This window comes from Citrobacter sp. Cpo221, from assembly GCF_030332345.1.
Taxonomy (GTDB): Bacteria; Pseudomonadota; Gammaproteobacteria; order Enterobacterales; family Enterobacteriaceae; genus Citrobacter; species Citrobacter portucalensis.
The window spans coordinates 542,505-564,881 of record NZ_JAOWIA010000029.1; the positions used below are offsets into that span (position 1 = coordinate 542,505).

Annotated in this window: 18 protein-coding genes; 10 read left to right on the forward strand and 8 right to left on the reverse strand. The window is 53.5% G+C overall.

From position 1 onward, the window contains the following. Positions 1-155: 155 nt before the first annotated feature. Both mntR and OGY72_RS03755 read left to right on the forward strand, forming a co-directional pair. The gene (mntR, locus tag OGY72_RS03750; protein ID WP_003831586.1) at positions 156-629 is read left to right on the forward strand and encodes a manganese-binding transcriptional regulator MntR; all 474 of its coding nucleotides are present in this window, start codon (positions 156-158) and stop codon (positions 627-629) included. Further along, positions 626-1,735 (forward strand): anion transporter, encoded by a 1,110-nt coding sequence (locus OGY72_RS03755; RefSeq protein ID WP_003831588.1) that lies wholly within the window; start codon positions 626-628, stop codon positions 1,733-1,735. The genes mntR and OGY72_RS03755 overlap by 4 nt, the downstream gene beginning before the upstream one ends. 94 nt (positions 1,736-1,829) lie before the next feature. On the opposite strand, the gene ldtB is transcribed toward OGY72_RS03755, so the two are convergent. Further along, positions 1,830-2,750, reverse strand: coding sequence for a L,D-transpeptidase (gene ldtB / locus OGY72_RS03760; RefSeq protein ID WP_063940654.1), 921 nt, complete (start codon positions 2,748-2,750; stop codon positions 1,830-1,832). Between the two features lie 228 nt (positions 2,751-2,978). Here ldtB and OGY72_RS03765 point away from each other — a divergent pair, with 228 nt between their 5' ends. Further along, complete coding sequence (locus OGY72_RS03765) at positions 2,979-4,571, forward strand: ABC-F family ATPase (protein WP_032934551.1); 1,593 nt, start codon at positions 2,979-2,981, stop codon at positions 4,569-4,571. A gap of 78 nt (positions 4,572-4,649) precedes the next feature. Here the strand turns inward: OGY72_RS03765 and OGY72_RS03770 are convergent, their stop codons facing one another. From OGY72_RS03770 to OGY72_RS03785, 4 genes are all read right to left on the reverse strand, one after another. Continuing rightward, positions 4,650-5,912, reverse strand: coding sequence for a DUF1479 domain-containing protein (locus OGY72_RS03770; RefSeq protein WP_003831596.1), 1,263 nt, complete (start codon positions 5,910-5,912; stop codon positions 4,650-4,652). A gap of 152 nt (positions 5,913-6,064) precedes the next feature. Next, the gene (locus tag OGY72_RS03775; protein WP_286546890.1) at positions 6,065-6,880 is read right to left on the reverse strand and encodes a Cof-type HAD-IIB family hydrolase; all 816 of its coding nucleotides are present in this window, start codon (positions 6,878-6,880) and stop codon (positions 6,065-6,067) included. Positions 6,881-7,104: 224 nt separating this feature from the next. After that, complete coding sequence (locus tag OGY72_RS03780; protein ID WP_003831600.1) at positions 7,105-9,537, reverse strand: glycyl radical protein; 2,433 nt, start codon at positions 9,535-9,537, stop codon at positions 7,105-7,107. Positions 9,538-9,542: 5 nt separating this feature from the next. Further along, a complete protein-coding gene (locus OGY72_RS03785) occupies positions 9,543-10,442 on the reverse strand; it encodes a glycyl-radical enzyme activating protein (protein ID WP_181509028.1) in 900 nt (299 codons plus the stop codon). A gap of 132 nt (positions 10,443-10,574) precedes the next feature. Here OGY72_RS03785 and fsa point away from each other — a divergent pair, with 132 nt between their 5' ends. Next, positions 10,575-11,237 carry a fructose-6-phosphate aldolase gene (gene fsa / locus OGY72_RS03790; protein ID WP_063940650.1) on the forward strand — a complete coding sequence of 221 codons (663 nt, stop codon included), beginning with the start codon at positions 10,575-10,577 and terminating at the stop codon, positions 11,235-11,237. Between the two features lie 86 nt (positions 11,238-11,323). Here fsa and moeB read toward each other — a convergent pair whose 3' ends face one another. Together moeB and moeA are read right to left on the reverse strand one after the other, a co-directional pair. Next, entirely contained in the window at positions 11,324-12,073 is a 750-nt protein-coding gene (gene moeB / locus OGY72_RS03795; protein ID WP_003831603.1) for a molybdopterin-synthase adenylyltransferase MoeB, read from the reverse strand. After that, positions 12,073-13,308 (reverse strand): molybdopterin molybdotransferase MoeA, encoded by a 1,236-nt coding sequence (moeA, locus tag OGY72_RS03800; RefSeq protein ID WP_008784221.1) that lies wholly within the window; start codon positions 13,306-13,308, stop codon positions 12,073-12,075. Before moeA ends, moeB begins: the two co-directional genes overlap by 1 nt. 174 nt (positions 13,309-13,482) lie before the next feature. On the opposite strand from moeA, the gene OGY72_RS03805 reads away from it, so the two are divergent. From OGY72_RS03805 to gsiD, 6 genes are all read left to right on the forward strand, one after another. Next, complete coding sequence (locus OGY72_RS03805) at positions 13,483-14,271, forward strand: aminoglycoside adenylyltransferase family protein (protein ID WP_286546898.1); 789 nt, start codon at positions 13,483-13,485, stop codon at positions 14,269-14,271. Positions 14,272-14,462: 191 nt separating this feature from the next. Then, positions 14,463-15,428 carry a beta-aspartyl-peptidase gene (gene iaaA / locus OGY72_RS03810; protein WP_003836974.1) on the forward strand — a complete coding sequence of 322 codons (966 nt, stop codon included), beginning with the start codon at positions 14,463-14,465 and terminating at the stop codon, positions 15,426-15,428. Then, a complete protein-coding gene (gene gsiA / locus OGY72_RS03815; protein WP_286546902.1) occupies positions 15,415-17,286 on the forward strand; it encodes a glutathione ABC transporter ATP-binding protein GsiA in 1,872 nt (623 codons plus the stop codon). Before iaaA ends, gsiA begins: the two co-directional genes overlap by 14 nt. A 28-nt stretch (positions 17,287-17,314) precedes the next feature. After that, on the forward strand, positions 17,315-18,853 hold the full coding sequence (gene gsiB, locus OGY72_RS03820) for a glutathione ABC transporter substrate-binding protein GsiB (RefSeq protein WP_126318710.1): 1,539 nt from the start codon (positions 17,315-17,317) through the stop codon (positions 18,851-18,853). Between the two features lie 46 nt (positions 18,854-18,899). Next, entirely contained in the window at positions 18,900-19,820 is a 921-nt protein-coding gene (gsiC, locus tag OGY72_RS03825) for a glutathione ABC transporter permease GsiC (protein ID WP_048235754.1), read from the forward strand. Between the two features lie 2 nt (positions 19,821-19,822). Further along, positions 19,823-20,734, forward strand: a complete 912-nt coding sequence (gene gsiD, locus OGY72_RS03830; RefSeq protein WP_003831612.1) for a glutathione ABC transporter permease GsiD — start codon at positions 19,823-19,825, stop codon at positions 20,732-20,734. Between the two features lie 92 nt (positions 20,735-20,826). Here the strand turns inward: gsiD and rimO are convergent, their stop codons facing one another. After that, complete coding sequence (rimO, locus tag OGY72_RS03835) at positions 20,827-22,134, reverse strand: 30S ribosomal protein S12 methylthiotransferase RimO (protein ID WP_003831616.1); 1,308 nt, start codon at positions 22,132-22,134, stop codon at positions 20,827-20,829. Between the last annotated feature and the right edge of the window lie 243 nt (positions 22,135-22,377).

Sequence of the window (22,377 nt, forward strand, 5' to 3'; positions counted from 1 at the left end):
CCTTGAGGGATGTCTTTATTATATACAGATATAGCACAGGCTATATTATATAGCTATTGCTAAAACGTTAATTTTTTGTGCCCACGCAACTCTGGTTTACAATGAGCGCTCTCTAATCAGATGCCGTTAACGCGTCACAGTAACGAGGAAGCAGAATGAGTCGTCGCGCAGGTATGCCAACAACAAAAAAAGTGACGCAATTGGTGAATGTCGAAGAACACGTTGAAGGATTTCGTCAGGTCCGGGAGGCGCATCGCCGCGAACTGATTGATGACTACGTAGAGCTGATTTCCGATCTCATTATTGAGGTGGGTGAAGCGCGCCAGGTGGATATGGCAGCGCGACTTGGGGTTTCTCAGCCGACGGTTGCTAAAATGCTTAAGCGCCTTGCTTCAGTCGGATTGATTGAAATGATTCCGTGGCGTGGGGTGTTTTTAACCGCAGAAGGTGAACGACTAGCCCAGGAGAGCCGGGAACGTCATCAGATTGTGGAAAATTTCCTGTTGATGTTAGGCATCAGCCCGGAAATTGCCCGTCGCGACGCGGAGGGGATGGAGCATCACGTCAGTAAGGAAACGCTGGAGGCTTTTAGCCGGTTTACGCAACAGCAAGGAACTGGCTCTGAATGAGTTTTCCTTTATTACGTGCCTTACAGCGCGATCGTTTTTTCCAGCTGTTAATCATCGTTGGGGTTGTACTGAGTCTGTTCACGCCATTTACGCCCCGGTCCTGGCCAGGGGCGATTGACTGGCACACGATTATCACGCTTAGCGGCCTGATGTTACTGACCAAAGGCGTAGAGCTAAGCGGTTATTTCGATGTGTTAGGGCGCAAGATGACCCGCCGCTTCAAAACAGAGCGCCAGCTGGCGATATTTATGGTGCTGGCGGCGGCGTTGTTGTCGACGTTTCTGACCAACGACGTTGCATTGTTTATTGTTGTTCCGCTAACCATCACGCTGAAAAAATTATGTGCCATTCCGGTGAATCGCCTGATTATCTTTGAGGCGCTGGCGGTAAATGCCGGATCGTTGCTCACGCCAATAGGCAATCCACAAAACATTCTGATGTGGGGACGCTCAGGCTTATCGTTTACCGCGTTTACCTGGCAAATGGCGCCGCTTGCGGGGGCCATGATGCTGACGCTGGTGGTGCTGTGCTGGTTCAGTTTCCCGCCTAAAGCGTTGCACTATCATACCGGTACGCGCGCACCTGACTGGCAACCACGCCTGGTATGGAGCTGTCTGGCGCTGTATATCGTCTTCCTTGCGGCGCTGGAGTTAAAGCAAGAGCTGTGGGGTCTGGCGATTGTGGCGGCAGGGTTCATGGTGCTGGCGCGTCGCGTGATCCTCAGCGTGGACTGGACGTTGCTGTTAGTGTTTATGGCGATGTTCATTGATGTGCATTTGCTGACGCAGCTCCCGGCCTTGCAGGGGATTACCCACCAGATTGGCACGCTCTCAGCACCGGGACTTTGGTTAACGGCTATTGGCTTGTCGCAGTTTATCAGTAATGTGCCCAGTACGATTTTGCTGCTGAACTATGTCCCGCCGACGCTGCTGCTGGCCTGGGCGGTTAATGTGGGTGGCTTTGGGCTGTTGCCGGGATCGCTGGCGAATCTCATTGCGTTACGGATGGCAAACGACCGACGGATCTGGTGGCGTTTTCATTGGTATTCGGTACCGATGCTGATATGGGCGGCGCTGGTGGGGTATGGTTTGCTGCTGTTGATGTAATTGATGTGGTGTGCCGGATGGCGGCTGGCGCCTAATCCGGCCTACTGCGTTGGTAGGCCCGATAAGCGTAGCGCCATCGGGCATATATAGCAGATTAGTTCAGACGAACCGGCATACCTGAACGGTTCTGTACCGCCTGCTCAACGACGGCCTGATCGACGTCAGACTGGCCGGTGATGCTGGTAATGCTCTTGGTCAGGGTAATCGGTACGATTTCTCCGCCTTCGAACTGTGCTTCAGTCGTAGACAGTGGGTTATGTACTTCGATGTAACGGCTGCCGTCTGGTTCGGTAGTGGCTTTTACCGGCTCATCGATAAACTGTACGCGGGTGCCGACTGGCACATTTTCAAACAGGAATTTGATGTCGTCGTTACGCAGACGCACGCAACCGTGGCTGACGCGTAAGCCTACGCCGAAGTTAGCATTGGTGCCGTGGATAGCATACAGGCGACCGATATACAGCGCGTACAGTCCCATCGGGTTATCCGGACCTGCCGGAACAACGGCTGGCAGCGGTTCGCCCGCAGCGCGGTATTCCGCATGCATTTTCGCCGTTGGCGTCCAGGTTGGGCCCGCTTTTTTACGTTCTACTTTGGTGGTCCAGTTGATTGGCGTGTCTTTGCCCAGCTGGCCGATACCGATCGGCAGAACAATTACGGTGTTGGTGCCTTTCGGGTAGTAGTACAGACGCATTTCAGCGCTGTTGATAACAATACCTTCATGCACAGTATCCGGCAGGATCAACTGCTGAGGAATGTTCAGCACGGTGCCGCCTTTCGGCAGGAAGGTATCCACGCCCGGGTTGGCTTCCAGCATGTTAGACAGACCCATCTGGTACTCTGCCGCATAGTATTCCAGCGGCTGGGTGTTGCCTTCAGGAATGGTGATAACCTGGTTTTGGCCAATTAAACGACTACCATCGGTAGGCAGCGGGTACGTGACGGCCGAAGCAGTGTTACAAAAACCAACTACCGCGAGCGCCGCCGCGAAAAGCGTTGTCAATTTCATATTCATTTTTGCGAGATTCTGAAGCCAAGCAGGCTAGTGGGTTGAGATTTATGTAGTGTTGGGCACGCATTATATGTGCATTCTGAGCAACAAGGAATTCGGATGTGTACTAAATCACATTTTTTTCCTTTTGCTTTCACTTTATCTGTGCAGCATGAACGGCGCGATCTTATTGCAGACTTATGGCATAATAAGCGGTTTGTCACATATTTCTTTCTCTTTCAGGATACGCCTGTGTTAGTTTCCAGCAACGTCACTATGCAGTTCGGCAGTAAGCCGCTGTTTGAAAATATTTCCGTCAAGTTTGGCGGCGGCAATCGTTACGGCCTGATTGGCGCGAACGGTAGCGGTAAATCCACCTTTATGAAAATTCTCGGCGGCGACCTCGAACCGACGCTGGGTAACGTTTCACTCGATCCGAACGAGCGCATCGGTAAGCTGCGTCAGGATCAGTTCGCCTTTGAAGAGTTCACCGTGCTTGACACCGTTATTATGGGTCATGCTGAACTGTGGGAAGTGAAGCAGGAGCGCGATCGTATCTACGGCCTGGCCGAGATGAGCGAAGAAGACGGCTATAAAGTGGCTGACCTCGAAGTTCAGTATGGCGAAATGGACGGCTACTCTGCGGAAGCGCGTGCGGGTGAACTGCTGCTGGGCGTAGGCATTCCGGTAGAACAGCATTACGGCCCGATGAGCGAAGTCGCGCCCGGCTGGAAGCTGCGTGTGCTTCTGGCGCAGGCGCTGTTCTCTAACCCGGACATTCTGCTGCTCGACGAACCAACGAACAACCTGGATATCGACACTATCCGCTGGCTGGAGCAGACGCTGAACGAGCGTGACAGCACCATGATCATCATTTCGCACGACCGTCACTTCCTGAACATGGTCTGTACGCACATGGCGGATCTGGACTACGGCGAACTGCGTGTTTATCCGGGTAACTACGACGAATACATGACGGCGGCAACCCAGGCGCGTGAACGTCTGCTGGCCGATAACGCCAAGAAGAAAGCACAGATTGCCGATCTGCAATCCTTCGTCAGCCGCTTTAGCGCCAACGCGTCAAAATCTCGACAGGCGACTTCTCGTGCGCGTCAGATTGATAAGATTAAGCTCGACGAAGTGAAAGCGTCCAGCCGTCAGAACCCGTTTATCCGCTTCGAACAGGATAAGAAACTGTTCCGTAACGCGCTGGAAGTGGAAGCGCTGGCGAAAGGTTTTGATGAAGGCCCGCTGTTTAAAAACTTCAACCTGCTGCTGGAAGTAGGGGAGAAGGTTGCCATCATTGGTGCCAACGGCGTGGGTAAATCCACTATGCTGAAAACGTTGGTTGGCGACTTGCAGCCGGACAACGGTACCGTTAAGTGGTCTGAAAACGCCCAGGTCGGTTACTACGCGCAGGATCATGAATACGAGTTCGAAAACGATCTGACTGTTTTCGAATGGATGAGCCAGTGGAAACAAGAAGGCGATGATGAGCAGGTAGTACGTAGCTTCCTTGGTCGTCTGCTGTTTAGCCAGGACGATATCAAGAAACCTGCGAAAGTGCTCTCCGGTGGTGAAAAAGGACGCATGCTGTTCGGTAAACTGATGATGCAGAAACCGAATATCCTGGTTATGGATGAACCGACCAACCACCTGGATATGGAATCTATCGAGTCGCTGAACATGGCGCTGGAAATGTACCAGGGCACGCTGATCTTCGTTTCTCACGACCGTGAGTTCGTCAGCTCGCTGGCAACCCGCGTGATTGAAATTACGCCAGAACGTGTAATTGACTTCACCGGTAACTACGAAGATTACCTGCGTAGCAAAGGCGTCGAATAATTATCCCGTCGTTCTCGTGTTACAGGTGTGATGGTTGCACCTGTAACACGGGATACTTAGGGATAAGGGTATATAAAATTAAACAATCCCCAGCGCGCGTTTACCGTGTATATTCAAATCCTCCAGCGTGAAGCGTCCTTCCCAGTTAGTTTCATAATCCTCCCGTGGAAAATCACCCGGCGACGCACCCTTTTCCAGCGCGACCTTCACTTTGTGGGCGTAGGCCAGATTCTTTTCGCACATCGGTGCGGCAGGAATGTACATCACGTTACCCCAACCCTGCTGATTTTCCACCGGTGCGACGGAGTGAATCACATCACAATGCCACCAGACGGAGTCTCCGGCGTCCAGTTGTGGAATGCTGGTTAACGCTTCAATCAGCAGCGGATGCCATTGCGTGGAAATCGGCAGCACCCGGCCGGGCGCGACGCCGCAAAGTTCATCTTCTGGCACATCGTCAAGCAATGGGCGTAACAGTACATACGCCATCGCTTCAGGGATCGGGACCACATGCAACAATCCCTGACCTGGCAGCATATCGGACAGTGCAGTCCAGCCCTGGAAGGTACGGAATACCGAACATTTGGTGGTGTTATCCACCGTGTACTCTTCTACCTCGGTGCGATGCGCCGCCTGCCACGGATCGTAATCTTCCAGCTTGCCATTGAATACATGAGCAAAGACCTGCTGATATGCCGGAAGAAGCCAGCGTTCCAGCGCGCCGGAATCCGTATGCGCGCCCAGCCCTTTGGACGTGGTTCCCGGCGGTCGACGGCGAATGCGGTCAGGGTAAATAACGCTGACATCCGGGTTAAACCATTGTTTACCTTCGCTTGTAAAGGTCCACAAACGATTGAGAAACGACTGTGCATTGGCCATTTCTTCACTCTGGCGGGCCTGCATCTGCGCCTGGGACCAGTAGATGGGGTAGATTTCAGGTCGTGATGCGCTCAGGGTACCGAAGAAATTATCGCCTGGTCCTTTATAGACGTCGTCAAAGTGGTTGCGGTCCAGATAGTCCAGCATTGAGCTGTCCCAGCCGAGAGCCTGTTCGCGAGGGAAATGACCTTTAATAACCGCGCATCCGCGACGCTTAATTTCTTCACGCTGCTCTGCATTTACGTGGCCAGCTTTGATATCTGCATAAGATATCACTGGCCACACCGGGGCTCCCTGTGCTTTGAGGGCGTTGATTTCTGCCACGCGGGCGGCGATAGCGTCGCTCAACTGATTGAAGATCAACTGAACATCCCCAAGCTGTGCCCGCAGTTGCCGTTTCATCTGCCGGATTGCCGCTTTGTGATCGGCGGGCAGCGTGTCGCTGGTAAAAGTAAAAGCCATATCCACCTCGCATTAACTTTCATTCGAAACAAAAATAACTTACAGATGATAATATAAGTTAAAATTTAGTTAACGCAAGTTTAAAACTTGATGGAGTGAGCAAAATGGAAAAAGAGTGAAAACCGGGATGAGGGATACCCCGGTTGGCAGGATTAGACGTTAAAAGGGGAGGTGTTATCCAGCACTGCCTGAATTACGTTCAGCGCGCCCTGATGGTTGTTGTCGTCGGTCTGATAGCGAGCAATCGCTTTAATACTCTCTGCCGCGTTGGCCATGGCGAAAGAGTGGTGCGCCATTTTCAGCATTTCCGCGTCGTTGCCGCTATCGCCAATGGCGACTACGTTTTGCGGTGACAGGTTCCAGCGTTTAAGCAGGCGGCTGATCCCGTTGGCTTTATGTAGGCCCGGAATGATCAGATCGATAAACCCGAAGCCGCTGGTGACGGGCTTCATGATGCCGTCCAGCGCAGCATGCAGGTGATCGATAACCAATGGGATTTGTTGGTCCGGTAAATTTAGCGAGAACTTGAACAGCACATCGTCGATATCCTGATAATCTTTTACAGGTTTCAGGCGATGGTAGTGTTTTGACATCAATGCGACAAAGGACTCCGGCGCATTTTCGCTAACGTAAGCGCTTTGCAGCCCACAAGCCACAAAGTTGAGCTGCTTATCTTTTAGCAGTTCACCAATGACAATACGGGACTCGTGGCGGGTTAGCTCGCCGTGAAATAGCTGTTTGCCATGTTCAAAAACTAACGCCCCGTTCTCGGCGACAAAGGAAATTTCCTCTTTGAGCTCCGGGAAAAAGGAGATCAGCTGGTAATACTGGTTGCCGCTGGCCACGACAAATTCAATATTTCGTTTTTTTAGTTCCTGATACTGCGCCATAAAACGTGCACGATCGTATTTCTTGGCGTCGTCGAGAAAAGTTCCGTCCATATCGGTGACGATAACTTTGATGGTCATAAAGATAGGCTCCTGGCGATTACTGCAACCAGAAACATTCTAATAACAATGTGACCTGTAGCACAAATTTAATTTCGAATGAAAGTAAAAAGCCGGGTGGTAGCTTCGCCTTACCCGGCTACGGGGAGAATCGTTGTAGGCCGGATAAGCGTCAGCGCATCCGGCAATGGGGAGGGTAGCGTGCCGGATGGTGGTGCGGAATCTCATCCGGCCGACAATATTGTTTACAGCATATGTTCAGTACGCGCGATGATGTCGTCTTGCGCATCCGGAGAAAGTGCAGTGAAGAAGGCGGAATAACCTGCTACACGGACCACCAGGTCACGATATTGATCCGGGTGTTTTTTGGCTTCCAGCAGCGTTTCACGGGAGACAATGTTGTACTGAATATGCCAGCCTTTGTGCTCTTCGAAGAAGGTGCGCAGCAGGATCATCAGCTTTTGCTTATCGGATTCATTTTCCAGCGTGGCCGGGTTGAGCTTCTGATTTAACAGCACGCCGCCAAGAATCGAACCGGTCGGCAGTTTACCCACCGAACCAATTACCGCCGTTGGGCCGAGATGGTCCGTACCGGAAGCCGGACTGGCGCCTTCTGCCAGTGGAGTGTGTGCTTTACGGCCATCCGGCGTTGCCATCGTTGCTGCGCCAAAAGGCACGTTTGCAGAAATAGACGAGGTCCCGGCGTAGTAATTGCCGCCAACCGGGCCACGTCCGTAACGCGGATTATGATACTGTTTCAGTTCATCGATATAGGTCTGATAAGCGCGGGCCAGCAGCGTATCAACGCTATCGTCATCGTTACCGTATTTCGGCGCGCCGTTGATCAGTCGTTGGCGTAACTGCTCATGGGTCAGACCGTCAAAATCATCGGCCAGCGCGGCGGCCAGCTGTTGTTGACCGATAGCGCCCTGTTCAAAGACCAGTTTCTTCACTGCAGCCAGGCTGTTACCGAGGTTGGCAATACCCACCTGCAAACCCGATACCCAGTCATACTTCGCGCCGCCTTGCTTAATGCTTTTCGCCCGCTCAATGCAGTCGTCTACCAGCGCGGAGCACAGAATATCGTGCACGTTCTCTTCCAGCATGGTATCGACGACATACTCAATTTCGATGGATTTACGCGTGTAGTAGCGGATCTGTGTATCCCAGGCGTCCATCACTTCGTCGAAATTGTTGAAGTTACCGGCTGAGAGCGCTTTTTCCTGTGGCAGAAAGACTTTGCCACTGGTGGCATCGCGCCCACCTTCCAGTGCCGCCAGCATCACGCGGGCAAAGTTAATAAAGCTCATGCCGGTGCAACGATAGCCCCATTTCCCGCCAACAGCAGTTTCGATACATCCAATAGCCGCATAGTCATAGGCGTCCTGCGGTTCAATGCCCAGTTTAATGAATTCCGGTATGACGATTTCATCGTTGTTAAAGGCGGGCATCCCGAAGCCGCAGCGGATCACCTGCACGCAGGCATCGAGGAAGTCATTACTCATCCCCGCGTGATAACGCACGCTCAGGTTTGGCTGCGTAGAACGCAGGCGGCCGCAGGACTCCAGAATGGCGTAGGAGAGCGGGTTGACGGCATCCATCGGCTGACCGTTGACCAGGTTTTGACCACCAATGGTCACGTTCTGATACAGCGGACTGCCCGCCGAGGCTTTCGAATGGGAGCCGGAACGGATTTTGTTCACTTCCAGCAGTTTCAACCAGCAGCTGTGCAACAGTTCAATAGCGTGCTCACGATCAAGGCTCTGGTTCAGTTCGACGTCGCGACGATAGAATGGGTAGAGGTATTGATCCATACGACCAAACGACACCGAGTGACCGTTAGATTCAATTTGCAGGATCAACTGGATGAAATAGCACAGCTGCAGCGCCTGCCAGAATGTTTTTGGCGGCTCATGGGCGATAACATCACAGTTTTCCGCCATGGTCAGCAGTTCATCTCGACGACTGGCGCGAGTTTCTGTGGATGCCATTTTACGTGCTAGCGCGGCAAAGCGCTCAATGTGCAGGCTGACGGCCTCCAGCACGATATCTATCGCTTTCAGGAACTGATCGCCATGGAGGTCTTCCAGACATGTCAGATTGATGCGGGAGCGACGTTCATCGACTTTGTGACGCAGGCCGTCGAGACCTTTTTCCAGCAGCAGCGGGAAGTTTACCGCCAGGTGCGCGTCGCCGGAGGTCATGTTACCTTCGGCTTTGATAATGCCGGTTTCCAGCAGCCCTTTCTGCTCATCAGTGAACATCCCGTAGCAGCGATCCTGCACGGTTTGACCACGCCACCATGGGCACACCTCATGCAATACACGTTTGTTCTCTTCGCTTACCGCAAATCCTGCACCCGGTCTGTCGGCGAGGTCGTCGATCTCTTTTTCAATCCAGGAGACGGTGTATTCTGGGAAAATAGGCGCGGCACGCACTTCGCTTGCCTGGTTACCAATGATCAGTTCGTCATGTTTGATCCAGATGGTGCGTTCCGCCAGATGATGGGCTAGTGCCAGTGCGCGACGTACCGGGATAGGCTTATCCAGGTGTTGCTGATACATCTCGGTATAGTGCTGGGCGCGCTCGGTACAAACCGGTGGTTTCACGATGTGGATCAGGGCCGTTTTATGCGCTTTGATACGGTCGCTGAGTGTGTCCAGTTTCAGAGTGGTCATGGCGATTATCCTCGTAGGGTCGCGGTTAAACCTTTAAGGCTGGCGTACTGCTGGGCAAATTCGAGCAGTGCTGGCGCATCAAGCGGTTTATCCGGTGCGTTGTAGGGTTGACTGAGTAAGTGGTATTTGTTGATGCCAAGGGTGTGGTAGGGCAAAAAATGAATCTCACCGACGTGAAGCTCATCGGCGGCAAAATCGGTAATGGCCTGAATAGCGGCTTCGTCAGCGTTGAATCCCTGAATCAGCGGCACACGGATGATCATTTTTTTACCGGCAGCGGCCAGTTTTTTTAGATTTTCCAGCACACGAGAGGCGCTGCCATCGGTCCACTGTTTAAACGGTGCATCGGCTACGTGTTTTAGATCGGCCAGAAACAGATCGACGTCAGGTAATGATGGTTCAATATACTTCCACGGGACATGCAGACAGGTTTCCACTGCGGTATGAATGCCTGCGTCGTGGCTGGCTTTGAGTAACGCTGCCGCCAGCTCTGGCTGCATAAACGGTTCGCCGCCGGACAGGGTGAGGCCCCCTCCACTGCGGTCGTAAAACGGTTTATCACGCAATACGGTCGCCATGATTTCGTCCACGCTTTTTACCTCTCCACAGACGGTTAGCGCCTGCGTTGGACAGCAGTGGGTCAGCGCTGCGAGGACGTCATCGGTCAGTTTTTCACGATGAATCAGTAATCCGTTCAGCGCCCGTTCAATCACCGCAGGTGCTGCCTGAGCACAGAGATCGCAACCGTCGAGGCACAAACGCGCGTCATAAAGCAGATCCTGTGTGCGGGCTCGACTTTCCGGATTCTGGCACCACCGACAGCCCAGGGAGCATCCCTTAAGGAACACCACAGTACGGATCCCGGGACCATCATGCGTGGAATAGCGCTGGATATTGAAAATCATAAGCGACCTCTTTTCTTTCGTATAAAGATTAAATTACTTTCGAATGAAAGTTATATTGACATGCGTCAACTAACCGTGAGGTTTCGCTGTGCTACCTTTTATTCATGCTAATTATTCGTTTGAGGAAAGCTTATGGAACTCTATTTAGATACGTCTGATGTTGATGCGGTAAAAGCTCTGGCGCGCATTTTCCCGCTGGCAGGGGTGACCACTAACCCGAGCATTGTGGCGGCAGGGAACCAGACGCTGGAAGTACTACTGCCGCAACTGCAGGAGGCGACGGGAGGGCAAGGGCGTCTGTTTGCTCAGGTGATGGCGACCACCGCCGAAGGGATGGTCAGCGATGCGCGTAAGCTGCGGGCAATCATTTCTAATATTGTGGTCAAAGTGCCGGTGACAGCAGAAGGTCTGGCGGCTATAAAATTGCTGAAAGAAGAAGGGATCCCGACGTTGGGTACTGCGGTATACGGTGCAGCTCAAGGGTTATTGGCTGCTCTGGCGGGTGCGGAATACGTTGCGCCATACGTTAACCGCGTGGATGCGCAAGGAGGGGATGGCATCCAGACGGTGACCGACCTGCAGACGTTACTGAAAATGCATGCCCCGCACGCCAAAGTACTGGCAGCCAGTTTTAAAACGCCGCGTCAGGCGCTGGATTGTCTGCTGGCGGGCTGCGAGTCCATCACGCTACCGCTGGATGTTGCTCAGCAGATGATTAGCTCTCCGGCAGTTGATGCTGCCGTCGCGAAGTTTGAGCATGACTGGCAGAGCGCATTTGGACGCACGTCGATCTGATGCTGTTACCGGATGGCGCTAACGCTTACCCGGCCTACGTTGGAGCCGTTGTAGGTCGGGTAAGGCGAAGCCGCCACCCGACTTTTTTACTGCCCGCAAACCTCACACCCCGGGTTGCGCATTAGCTTCATTTCGCGAAACTGGCAGGTCATGGCGTCGTACATGACGATTTTTCCAGACGCCGGTTTACCATAGTTTGCCAGCAACTTAATGGCCTCCATCGCCTGTAACGAGCCAATCACGCCGATCAGCGGGGCCATCACTCCTGCCTCGACGCAGGTCAGGGCGTTTTCACCGAACAGACGACTCAGGCAACGGTAGCATGGCTCTCCTTCCTGATACGTAAAGACGGTAATTTGTCCTTCCATGCGAATTGCCGCCCCAGAAACCAACGGAACCCTGGCGGCGAAGCATCCGGCATTCAGCTGATTGCGGATGCTGACGTTATCCGTACAGTCCAGCACCAAATCGTGCTCGGCGATCAGCGCGTGAATCTGGTTTTCTTCCAGCAGCGCATTCACTGGCGTAATGGCGATGTAAGGGTTAATCCGCGCCAGTGCGTCGCGGGCGGAGAGCACTTTGGGCTGTCCAACGGTCGCATCGCTGTGCAGCGTCTGGCGTTGGAGGTTTGACACTGAGACCGTGTCAAAGTCGAGCAGGGTTAAATGCCCGACGCCAGCGCCCGCAAGGTACTGGGTTGCTGCGCATCCCAGCCCCCCCAGACCAACGACCAGTACCCGCGCATCTTTGAGCGCTTCCTGACCTTCGAAATCGAAGCCGCGCAGAATGATTTGCCGGTTATAGCGCATCATCTCCTGGTCGCTGAGTTCTGCCATTACAGGCCTCCAAACAGTGCGTTAAACGGCTCGACCTCAACCCATTCTCCGGCCTCAACGTTACCGCGATCGCGCTCCAGCACGATAAAGCAGTTGCCCTGGCTAAAGGAGCTAAAAATATGCGAGCCCTGGTGTCCGGTGGTGGTGACTTCCAGTTCGCCTTCCGCAGTACGCTGCAATACACCACGTTGAAAATCCAGACGCCCTGGCGTTTTCTTCAGGCGTGAGGCGGTGCGCACGCGCTGGCGCGGAGGTAACCCACAGGCGGTGTTTCCGCTGAGTTTCGCCAGCAGCGGTTGCACCAGCTGATAAAAGGTGAGGGCCGCAGACACCGGGTTACCCGGCAGGCCGCAAAACCAGCTGTTGCTCAGTTTACCAAACGCGAACGGTTTACCCGGTTTGATGGCAAGCTTCCAGAAGGCAATTTCTCCCAGCTCTTCCAGAATGGTTTTGGTGTAATCCGCTTCGCCTACCGAAACGCCGCCAGAGCTGATGACGACGTCGGCCTGGCTGTCGGCTTCGATAAATGCGGCTCGCAGCGCGTTGGGATCGTCGCGAATAATTCCTAAGTTGATCACTTCGCAGCCCAACTGCTGCAGCATCAGGTGAACGGTCAGACGGTTTGTGTCATAAATCTGCCCGTCGCCCAGCGGTTGACCCGGCAGTTGCAGCTCATCACCGGTGGAGAACAACGCCACGCGAACTTTGCGAACGACCGGTACTTCGGCAATGCCGAGTGAGGCCAGAACCGGAAGCTCGGCGGTTGTCAGACGAGTTCCGGTGGGGAATACCACCGCGCCGTTTGCGATATCTTCACCGCGCAGACGAATATTTTGTCCGCTGCGGACCTCGGCGGTAAAACGCACACCGTCGTCAGTTTGTTCCGTTTGCTCCTGCATCACCACCGCTTCACAACCGGCAGGCACCGGGGCACCGGTCATAATGCGGATGCAGGTTCCCGCAGGCCACTCGCCGTGGAATGGTTGACCAGCAAAGGCTTTGCCAGCCACCGCAAGAGGCTGGTCTGATTGTAAATCGGCTAATCGCACCGCATAGCCATCCATTGCCGAGTTATCGAATCCCGGCACATCAATCGGGGAGATGACGTCGGTGGCCAGAATGCGGCCAAAGCATTGAACCAGCGGCAGCGTTTCGACGGCGGTGAGTGGGGTAATACGCGAAAGCATCTGAGAGAGAGCCGTTTCAAGCGGCATCAGTCCGGCGGTAAATTCCATGAGAAGACTCCTGCGGGGCAAAATCGAATCTGCTCATTATGTCAGAAAATGGACGCGGACAGTATGCTACCTCAGGCTTAGGATCCGATCTGAGACAGGTTTTCTGCCAGAGAATAGCGCTACAGGAAAAATGCAGTATAGACTCATTATTTCTGCTTTTTTCCAGGAGGCTAAATGGCTGCGATTATCCCGAATTCAATTCGACAACAGGTGAATGCCGCCAGTGCACTGATTGCGCGGATTATCGAGGGCGACCTGGTTGCTGTTCATTTGTATGGCTCTGCTGTTGAAGGTGGCTTAAAGCCCCAAAGCGATATCGATTTACTGGTTACCATTAGGCAGCCACTGAATACCCGGCAAAGAAAAGATCTGATGCAGGGTTTTCTGGAAATATCAGCACCGCCTGGCAGCGTTGATAACTATCGGGCGCTGGAAGTGACCATCGTGGTCTATTCACAACTTGTGCCGTGGCGATTCCCTCCGGCGAGAGAGATGCAGTTTGGCGAATGGTTGCGTGATGATATCTGCGCTGGCGTGTATGAACCGGCGCAGGTGGATCCTGATCTTTCCATCCTGCTGACCCAGGCCCGGCGCGCCAGCGTAGCGTTGTTCGGTGAACCCGCTGAGACGTTATTCAACGTCATCCCTTTTAGCGATGTCGTGCAAATATTACGGCATATCCTTGATATGTGGCAGAAACCGGGCGATTTAGAAGGTGACGAGCGAAATATCATCCTTACTCTGGCGCGTATTTGGTACAGCGTAGTTACGGGCAATATTGTCGCTAAAGATGAAGCCGCCTCCTGGCTTATACCGCAATTACCCGATGAGTATGCGGATACGCTGCAAGCTGCACGTGCGGAATACCTGGGGTTAACCAAAAAGAACTGGACTGCGTCTATGCCGTCTGTTGAACGCTTTGTGTTTTATGCAAAAAAACAGATTGCCGATCGGCTTGAATAATATATTCAACGATGTTGGAAGATACACTTTCTGTTTAACTCATTTAAATAACCTGATGGGATGGGGCGTGAGGTACGGGCCTTTACCTTTACATGACGTCTGCATCTTTCTATATTCAAAAATCGAATCAATAAGTCACAGAAATTCTGATATTTATAACCCCGGTACCTGCCACCTAATGGACGAAAAAAATGGGTAAAGCAGTCATTGCAATTCACGGCGGCGCAGGGGCTATCACCCGTTCGCAGCTGAGTCAGGAGCAAGAGTTGCGTTATATTCAGGCGCTGTCGGATATCGTTGAAACCGGCCAGCGGATGCTAGAGGACGGTCGTAGCGCACTGGATGTGGTGACCGAAGCCGTGCGCTTACTGGAAGAGTGTCCGTTGTTTAATGCCGGAATTGGCGCGGTATATACCCGTGATGAAACCCATGAACTGGATGCCTGCGTGATGGACGGTAACACGCTTAATGCGGGAGCCGTTGCCGGAGTCAGCCATTTACGCAATCCGATTCTCGCGGCGCGCCTGGTAATGGAACATAGCCCACACGTCATGATGATAGGTGAAGGGGCTGAGAACTTTGCCATTGCGCAGGGTATGGAACGCGTATCAGCGGATATTTTCTCTACGCCAGAACGCTATGCTCAACTGCTGGCGGCGCGAACAGCGGGTGAAACGGTGCTGGACCATAGCGCGAGCCCGCTGGATGAAAACAACAAAATGGGTACCGTGGGGGCGGTCGCGTTAGATATGTTTGGCAATCTGGCGGCCGCAACATCGACCGGTGGAATGACCAACAAATTACCGGGGCGGGTGGGTGACAGTCCGTTGGTCGGCGCAGGCTGTTATGCCAATAACGCAAGTGTGGCAGTCTCCTGCACCGGAACCGGGGAAGTCTTTATTCGTGCGCTGGCGGCCTATGACATTGCGGCGTTGATGGACTATGGCGGTCTGAGTTTATCGGAGGCGTGTGAACGCGTAGTAATGGAAAAATTACCGGCGCTCGGTGGCAGCGGCGGTTTAATTGCTATCGATCATGAGGGCAATGTCGCCTTGCCGTTTAATAGCGAAGGCATGTACCGCGCCTGGGGATACGCAGGCGATACGCCAACCACCGGTATTTATCGGGAAAAAGGAGATAGCGTTGCCACACAGTGATGAGCTTGATGCCAGCGACGTGCTGGCAGTCAACAATCTGAATATTGCCTTTGAACAGGAGCAGCAGCGCGTCAGTGCGGTGCGCAATCTGTCATTTCGCCTGAAGCGTGGCGAAACGCTGGCGATCGTGGGCGAATCCGGTTCAGGAAAATCGGTAACAGCCTTGTCGCTGATGCGTCTGATTGAACAGGCAGGCGGCGAAGTCAGCTGCGATGAAATGCTGCTACGACGCCGTAACCGACAGGTTATTGAGCTGGGTGAACAGAGCGCATCACAAATGCGTCACGTGCGCGGTGCGGATATCGCGATGATCTTCCAGGAGCCTATGACATCGCTCAATCCGGTGTTTACCGTGGGCGAGCAGATTGCAGAGTCTATACGCTTGCACCAGGGCGCCAGCCATGAAGAGGCGATGGTAGAAGCGAAGCGAATGCTCGATCAGGTGCGTATCCCCGAGGCGAAGGCGATTTTATCGCGATATCCACACCAGCTTTCCGGCGGTATGCGCCAGCGGGTGATGATCGCCATGGCACTGTCGTGTCGCCCTGCGGTTTTAATTGCCGATGAGCCGACGACCGCGCTGGATGTCACCATTCAGGCGCAGATCCTGCAACTGATAAAAGTGTTGCAGCAGGATATGTCGATGGGAGTGATCTTCATTACCCACGATATGGGCGTTGTGGCGGATATTGCTGACCGCGTGCTGGTGATGTATCAGGGCGAGGCGGTAGAAACCGGCAGCGTTGAACAAATTTTTCACGCTCCCCAGCATCCCTATACCAAAGCGCTGTTGGCAGCCGTGCCGCAGCTTGGGGCGATGAACGGGCATGAGCTTCCGCGCCGTTTCCCGCTCATTTCATTGCACGATCCCAGTCATGTAGAACCGCAGACCGAGCAGGACACCGTGGTTGAAGGCGAGCCTATTCTGCGGGTACGTAATTTGGTGACGCGTTTTCCTCTACGCAGCGGCATTCTAAATCGCGTGACTCGCGAGGTGCATGCAGTGGAAAACGTCAGCTTTGACCTGTGGCCGGGAGAAACGCTCTCACTGGTGGGGGAGTCGGGCTGCGGGAAATCCACCACCGGGCGGGCGCTGCTGCGCCTGGTTGAGTCTCAGCGTGGGGAAATCATTTTCAACGGACAGCGTATTGATACCCTTGCTGCCAGCAAGTTGCAGCCGCTGCGTCGGGATATTCAGTTTATCTTCCAGGATCCGTATGCCTCGCTCGATCCGCGCCAGACTGTGGGATATTCCATTCTGGAGCCGCTACGGGTACATGGATTATTGCAGGGCGATGCGGGGTCAAAACGGGTTGCATGGTTGTTGGAACGTGTAGGCTTGCTACCTGAGCATGCCTGGCGCTATCCGCATGAGTTTTCCGGCGGTCAGCGTCAGCGTATCTGTATTGCACGGGCATTGGCGCTCAATCCCAAAGTGATTATTGCCGATGAATCTGTCTCGGCGCTGGATGTTTCAATTCGTGGGCAAATCATCAACCTGATGCTCGACCTGCAGCGAGAATTGGGTATCGCATATCTGTTTATTTCCCACGATATGGCGGTAGTGGAACGGATCAGTCACCGTGTGGCGGTGATGTATCTGGGGCAGATCGTTGAGATAGGCACCCGGCGGGCGGTGTTTGAAAATCCGCAACATCCGTACACTCGCAAGCTGATGGCGGCAGTTCCGGTCGCCGATCCATCCCATCACCGTCCCCAGCGCGTGCTGTTGTCGGACGATATCCCCAGCAATATTCGCAAACGTGGCGAAGAGATTTCCCCCGTTTCGCTCCAGTTAGTTGGTCCGGGGCATTATGTTGCGCGTGGGCAACCAGAAAATGCGCTTTCGCGTTTATAACAGGCAGGCAGGGTTTAAGGAGAATAACATGACAAAAATTGTTGCTCGAAAATGGCTGGTTGCTGTGGGAGTGGTCTCTGCACTGGCCGCATCGCCTGGCTGGGCCGCCAAAGATGTGGTGGTGGCGGTGGGATCCAATTTCACGACGCTCGACCCCTATGACGCGAATGACACGTTGTCGCAGGCGGTAGCGAAGTCGTTTTATCAGGGGTTGTTTGGCCTTGATAAAGAGATGAAACTGAAAAATGTGCTCGCGGAGAGTTATACGGTTTCTGATGATGGGCTGACCTATACCCTTAAGCTGCGTCAGGGGGTGAAGTTTCAGGATGGCACCGACTTCAACGCCGATGCGGTTAAAGCTAACCTCGATCGGGCCAGTAACCCGGAAAACCATCTGAAACGTTACAACCTGTATAAGAATATCGATAAAACCGAAGTCGTCGATCCGTCGACGGTGAAGATTACGCTGAAACAGCCGTTCTCTGCCTTTATCAATATTCTGGCGCACCCGGCAACGGTGATGATTTCTCCCGCCGCGCTGGAGAAATACGGTAAGGAGATCGGTTTCCATCCTGTGGGGACCGGGCCGTACCAGCTTGATACCTGGAATCAGACGGATTTTGTGAAGGTTAAGAAGTTCGCGGGCTACTGGCAGCAAGGGCTGCCAAAGCTGGATACGATTACCTGGCGTCCGGTGACCGACAACAACACGCGTGCAGCCATGCTACAAACTGGGGAAGCGCAGTTTGCCTTCCCAATCCCTTACGAGCAGGCGGCGTTACTGGCGAAGAACAAAAACCTGGAACTGGTGGCCAGTCCGTCTATTATGCAGCGTTATATCAGCATGAACGTCACGCAAAAACCGTTCGACAACCCAAAAGTGCGTGAAGCGCTGAACTATGCCATCAACCGCCAGGCGCTGGTGAAAGTGGCTTTTGCTGGTTACGCGACGCCGGCAACCGGCGTTCTCCCCCCGTCGATAGCCTATGCGCAAAGCTATACGCCGTGGCCCTACGACCCGGCGAAAGCGCGCGAACTGCTGAAAGAAGCAGGTTATCCGAACGGTTTTACCACTACGCTATGGTCTTCGCATAACCACAGTACCGCGCAGAAAGTGCTGCAATTTACCCAGCAGCAGCTGGCGCAGGTGGGCATTAAGGCTCAGGTTACAGCGATGGATGCTGGTCAGCGCGCCGCGGAAGTGGAAGGGAAAGCGCAGAAAGAGAGCGGGGTACGGATGTTCTACACCGGCTGGTCGGCGTCTACGGGTGAAGCTGACTGGGCGCTGTCACCGCTGTTTGCATCACAAAACTGGCCGCCAACTCTGTTTAACACGGCGTTCTACAGCAATAAGCAGGTGGACAGTGATTTATCGGCAGCGTTGCAAACTAACGATCCGGCGCAGAAAGCGAAGCTGTACAAAGACGCGCAGGATATTATCTGGAAAGAGTCGCCGTGGATCCCGCTGGTAGTGGAAAAACTGATTTCGGCGCACAGCACCAGGTTGACCGGATTCTGGATCATGCCGGATACCGGATTTAGCTTTGATGATGCGGATTTAAAATAAGCTATTCATTCGGCCCCGCAGCCCAGGGGCCGGCGAAGGGAGCGTGATGCTTAACTATGTTTTCAAGCGCCTGCTGGGGTTGATTCCAACTCTGTTGATTGTTGCGGTGCTGGTATTTTTATTTGTTCATCTGCTACCCGGCGATCCGGCCCGGCTGATTGCCGGACCGGAAGCTGACGCCGAGGTGATTGAATTGGTGCGTAAGCAGCTGGGTCTGGACCAGCCGCTGCATGTTCAGTTCTGGCATTACATGACCAACGTGTTGCAGGGCGATTTTGGCACGTCGATGGTTTCTCGTCGCCCGGTTTCTGAAGAGATAGCCAGTCGTTTTATGCCATCACTATGGCTGACTATTGCCAGTATGGCGTGGGCGGTATTGTTTGGTATGACGGCGGGGATCATTGCTGCCGTATGGCGAAATCGTTGGCCGGACAGATTAAGCATGACGCTGGCGGTCACCGGGATCTCGTTCCCGGCGTTTGCGCTTGGCATGCTGCTGATGCAGATATTCTCCGTTGAGCTCGGTTGGTTACCCACCGTTGGCGCTGACACCTGGATGCACTATATCCTCCCGTCTATTACGCTGGGCGCGGCGGTGGCTGCGGTGTTAGCCCGATTTACTCGCGCCTCGTTTGTTGATGTGCTCAGCGAAGATTATATGCGTACCGCGCGCGCTAAAGGGGTGAGTGAAACCTGGGTGGTGTTAAAACATGGTCTGCGTAATGCGATGATCCCGGTGGTCACCATGATGGGACTACAGTTTGGCTTTTTGCTTGGTGGATCAATCGTGGTTGAGAAGGTGTTCAACTGGCCAGGGCTTGGGCGACTGTTGGTGGACTCCGTCGAAATGCGCGACTACCCGGTGATTCAGGCCGAGGTACTGTTGTTTTCTCTGGAATTTATTCTTATTAACTTAGTGGTGGATGTGCTCTACGCTGCCATTAATCCGGCTATCAGGTACAAGTAAGGATGCGATTTTTTAACTGGCGCCGACAGGCGATTTTAAATGCGATGCCCCTTGTTAAGCCAGAGCAGATACGCACACCGTGGCATGAGTTCTGGCGTCGGTTCCGTCGACAGCACATGGCGATGGTCGCTGGGCTGTTTGTATTGCTCCTGATCATGGTGGCGATTTTTGCCCGCTGGCTGACGCCATTTGATGCCGAGAATTACTTCGATTATGACCGTTTGAATGATGGGCCGTCGATGCTGCATTGGTTTGGCGTTGACTCACTGGGACGGGATATTTTTAGCCGCGTGCTGGTTGGCGCGCAAATCTCGCTGGCGGCAGGAGTCTTTGCCGTGTTTATTGGCGCGGCGATTGGTACGGTACTGGGGCTGCTGGCGGGATACTACGAAGGCTGGTGGGATCGACTGATCATGCGAATCTGCGATGTGCTGTTCGCCTTTCCGGGGATATTGCTGGCGATAGCCGTGGTCGCCGTGCTGGGCAGCGGAATTGCTAATGTGATCATTGCCGTGGCCATTTTCTCCATTCCAGCCTTCGCGCGCCTGGTGCGCGGGAATACGCTGGTGCTGAAGCAACAGACGTTTATTGAGTCTGCGCGCAGTATTGGTGCCAGCGATGCGACCATCATCTTCAACCATATTCTGCCTGGAACGGTCTCATCGATCGTGGTCTTCTTTACCATGCGAATTGGTACGTCGATTATCTCTGCCGCGAGCTTGTCATTCCTGGGATTAGGCGCACAGCCGCCGACGCCGGAGTGGGGGGCAATGCTTAATGAAGCGCGCGCTGATATGGTGATCGCGCCGCACGTGGCGATTTTCCCGGCGGTAGCGATATTCCTGACGGTGCTGGCGTTTAACTTACTGGGAGATGGTCTGCGCGACGCGCTGGACCCGAAAATTAAAGGGTAAACCGTAGGCCTGATAAGACGCTTCAGCGTCGCCATCAGGCATTGCCGGATGCGGCATAAATGCCTTATCCGGCCTACGTTGGGTTACGCTAATTAAACGCGGGTGCCCCACAGATCGTATTCATCTGCGTTTTCGACCTTCACGCGGATGATATCGCCAGGTTTCACCTTGGTTTCACCATTCAGGTATACCGCGCCGTCGATTTCTGGAGCATCAGCCATGCTACGACCAATTGCGCCTTCTTCGTCAACTTCATCAACGATAACCAGAATCTCGCGGCCCACTTTCTCCTGCAAACGTTCAGCAGAGATCTGCTGCTGCAATTGCATAAAGCGGTTCCAGCGTTCTTCTTTCACCTCTTCCGGGATTTGATCCGGCAGGTCATTAGCGCCAGCGCCTTCTACCGGGCTGTATTTAAAGCAGCCCACGCGATCCAGACGCGCTTCCTTCAGGAAGTCGAGCAACATCTGGAAGTCTTCTTCCGTTTCACCCGGGAAACCAACAATGAAGGTGGAGCGCAGCGTCAGTTCAGGGCAGATTTCACGCCACTGCTTGATGCGCGCCAGCTGTCTGTCCACGGAGCCCGGGCGTTTCATCAGTTTAAGAATACGAGGGCTGGCATGCTGTAACGGGATGTCCAGATACGGCAGGATTTTGCCTTCCGCCATCAGCGGGATAACATCATCAACGTGCGGGTAAGGGTAGACGTAATGGAGGCGCGTCCAGATCCCCAGTTTTGATAACTGTTCGCACAGATCCACCATGCTGGTTTTGACCGGCTCGCCGTTATGGAAACCGGTACGATGCTTCACATCTACACCGTAAGCAGAGGTATCCTGGGAGATTACCAGAATCTCTTTCACGCCCGCATCGACCAGACGCTTGGCTTCGCTGAGGACGTCGCCAATCGGACGGCTCACCAGATCGCCGCGCATGGATGGAATAATGCAGAACGTGCAGCGGTGGTTACAGCCTTCAGAAATCTTCAGATAGGCATAATGGCGAGGAGTCAGCTTGACGCCCTGCTCAGGAACCAGACTCTGGAACGGGTTGTGTTTTGGTTTTGGCACATAGTGGTGAACGTGCTCCAGAACCTGTTCATAGCTATGCGGCCCGGTGATTTCCAGCACCTTCGGGTGGACTTCACGGATCTGATCAACTTTCGCGCCCAGACAGCCGGTGACGATCACCTTACCGTTCTCGTTCAGCGCTTCGCCAATTGCTTCCAGGGACTCCTGAACCGCACTGTCGATAAAGCCGCAGGTATTAACGATAACCATATCCGCGTCGTCGTAGCTTGGCACAACATCATAGCCTTCGGTACGAAGTTCGGTCAGGATGCGCTCAGAATCGACGAGGTTTTTCGGACAACCTAGTGATATAAAACCAATTTTTGCCATTTTCTTATACTGTACATTGCTCGTAATCGGGGGATTATACAGATGCCTTCACGGTACATCTATATCTGATCAGCATAAGACGGAGAGAATAAAGAGCGATACCTATAAAGAGTAGATCGGTCAGTGAAAGGTGTTTAGTGAGTCTAATTCCGGCTTTAAGTGCCGCTTCTTGGCTATAGACACTCATTATCGTAAATTTTATCTCGTCGAGCGTTACTAATGAGGTTTAATTTGAAAGATATT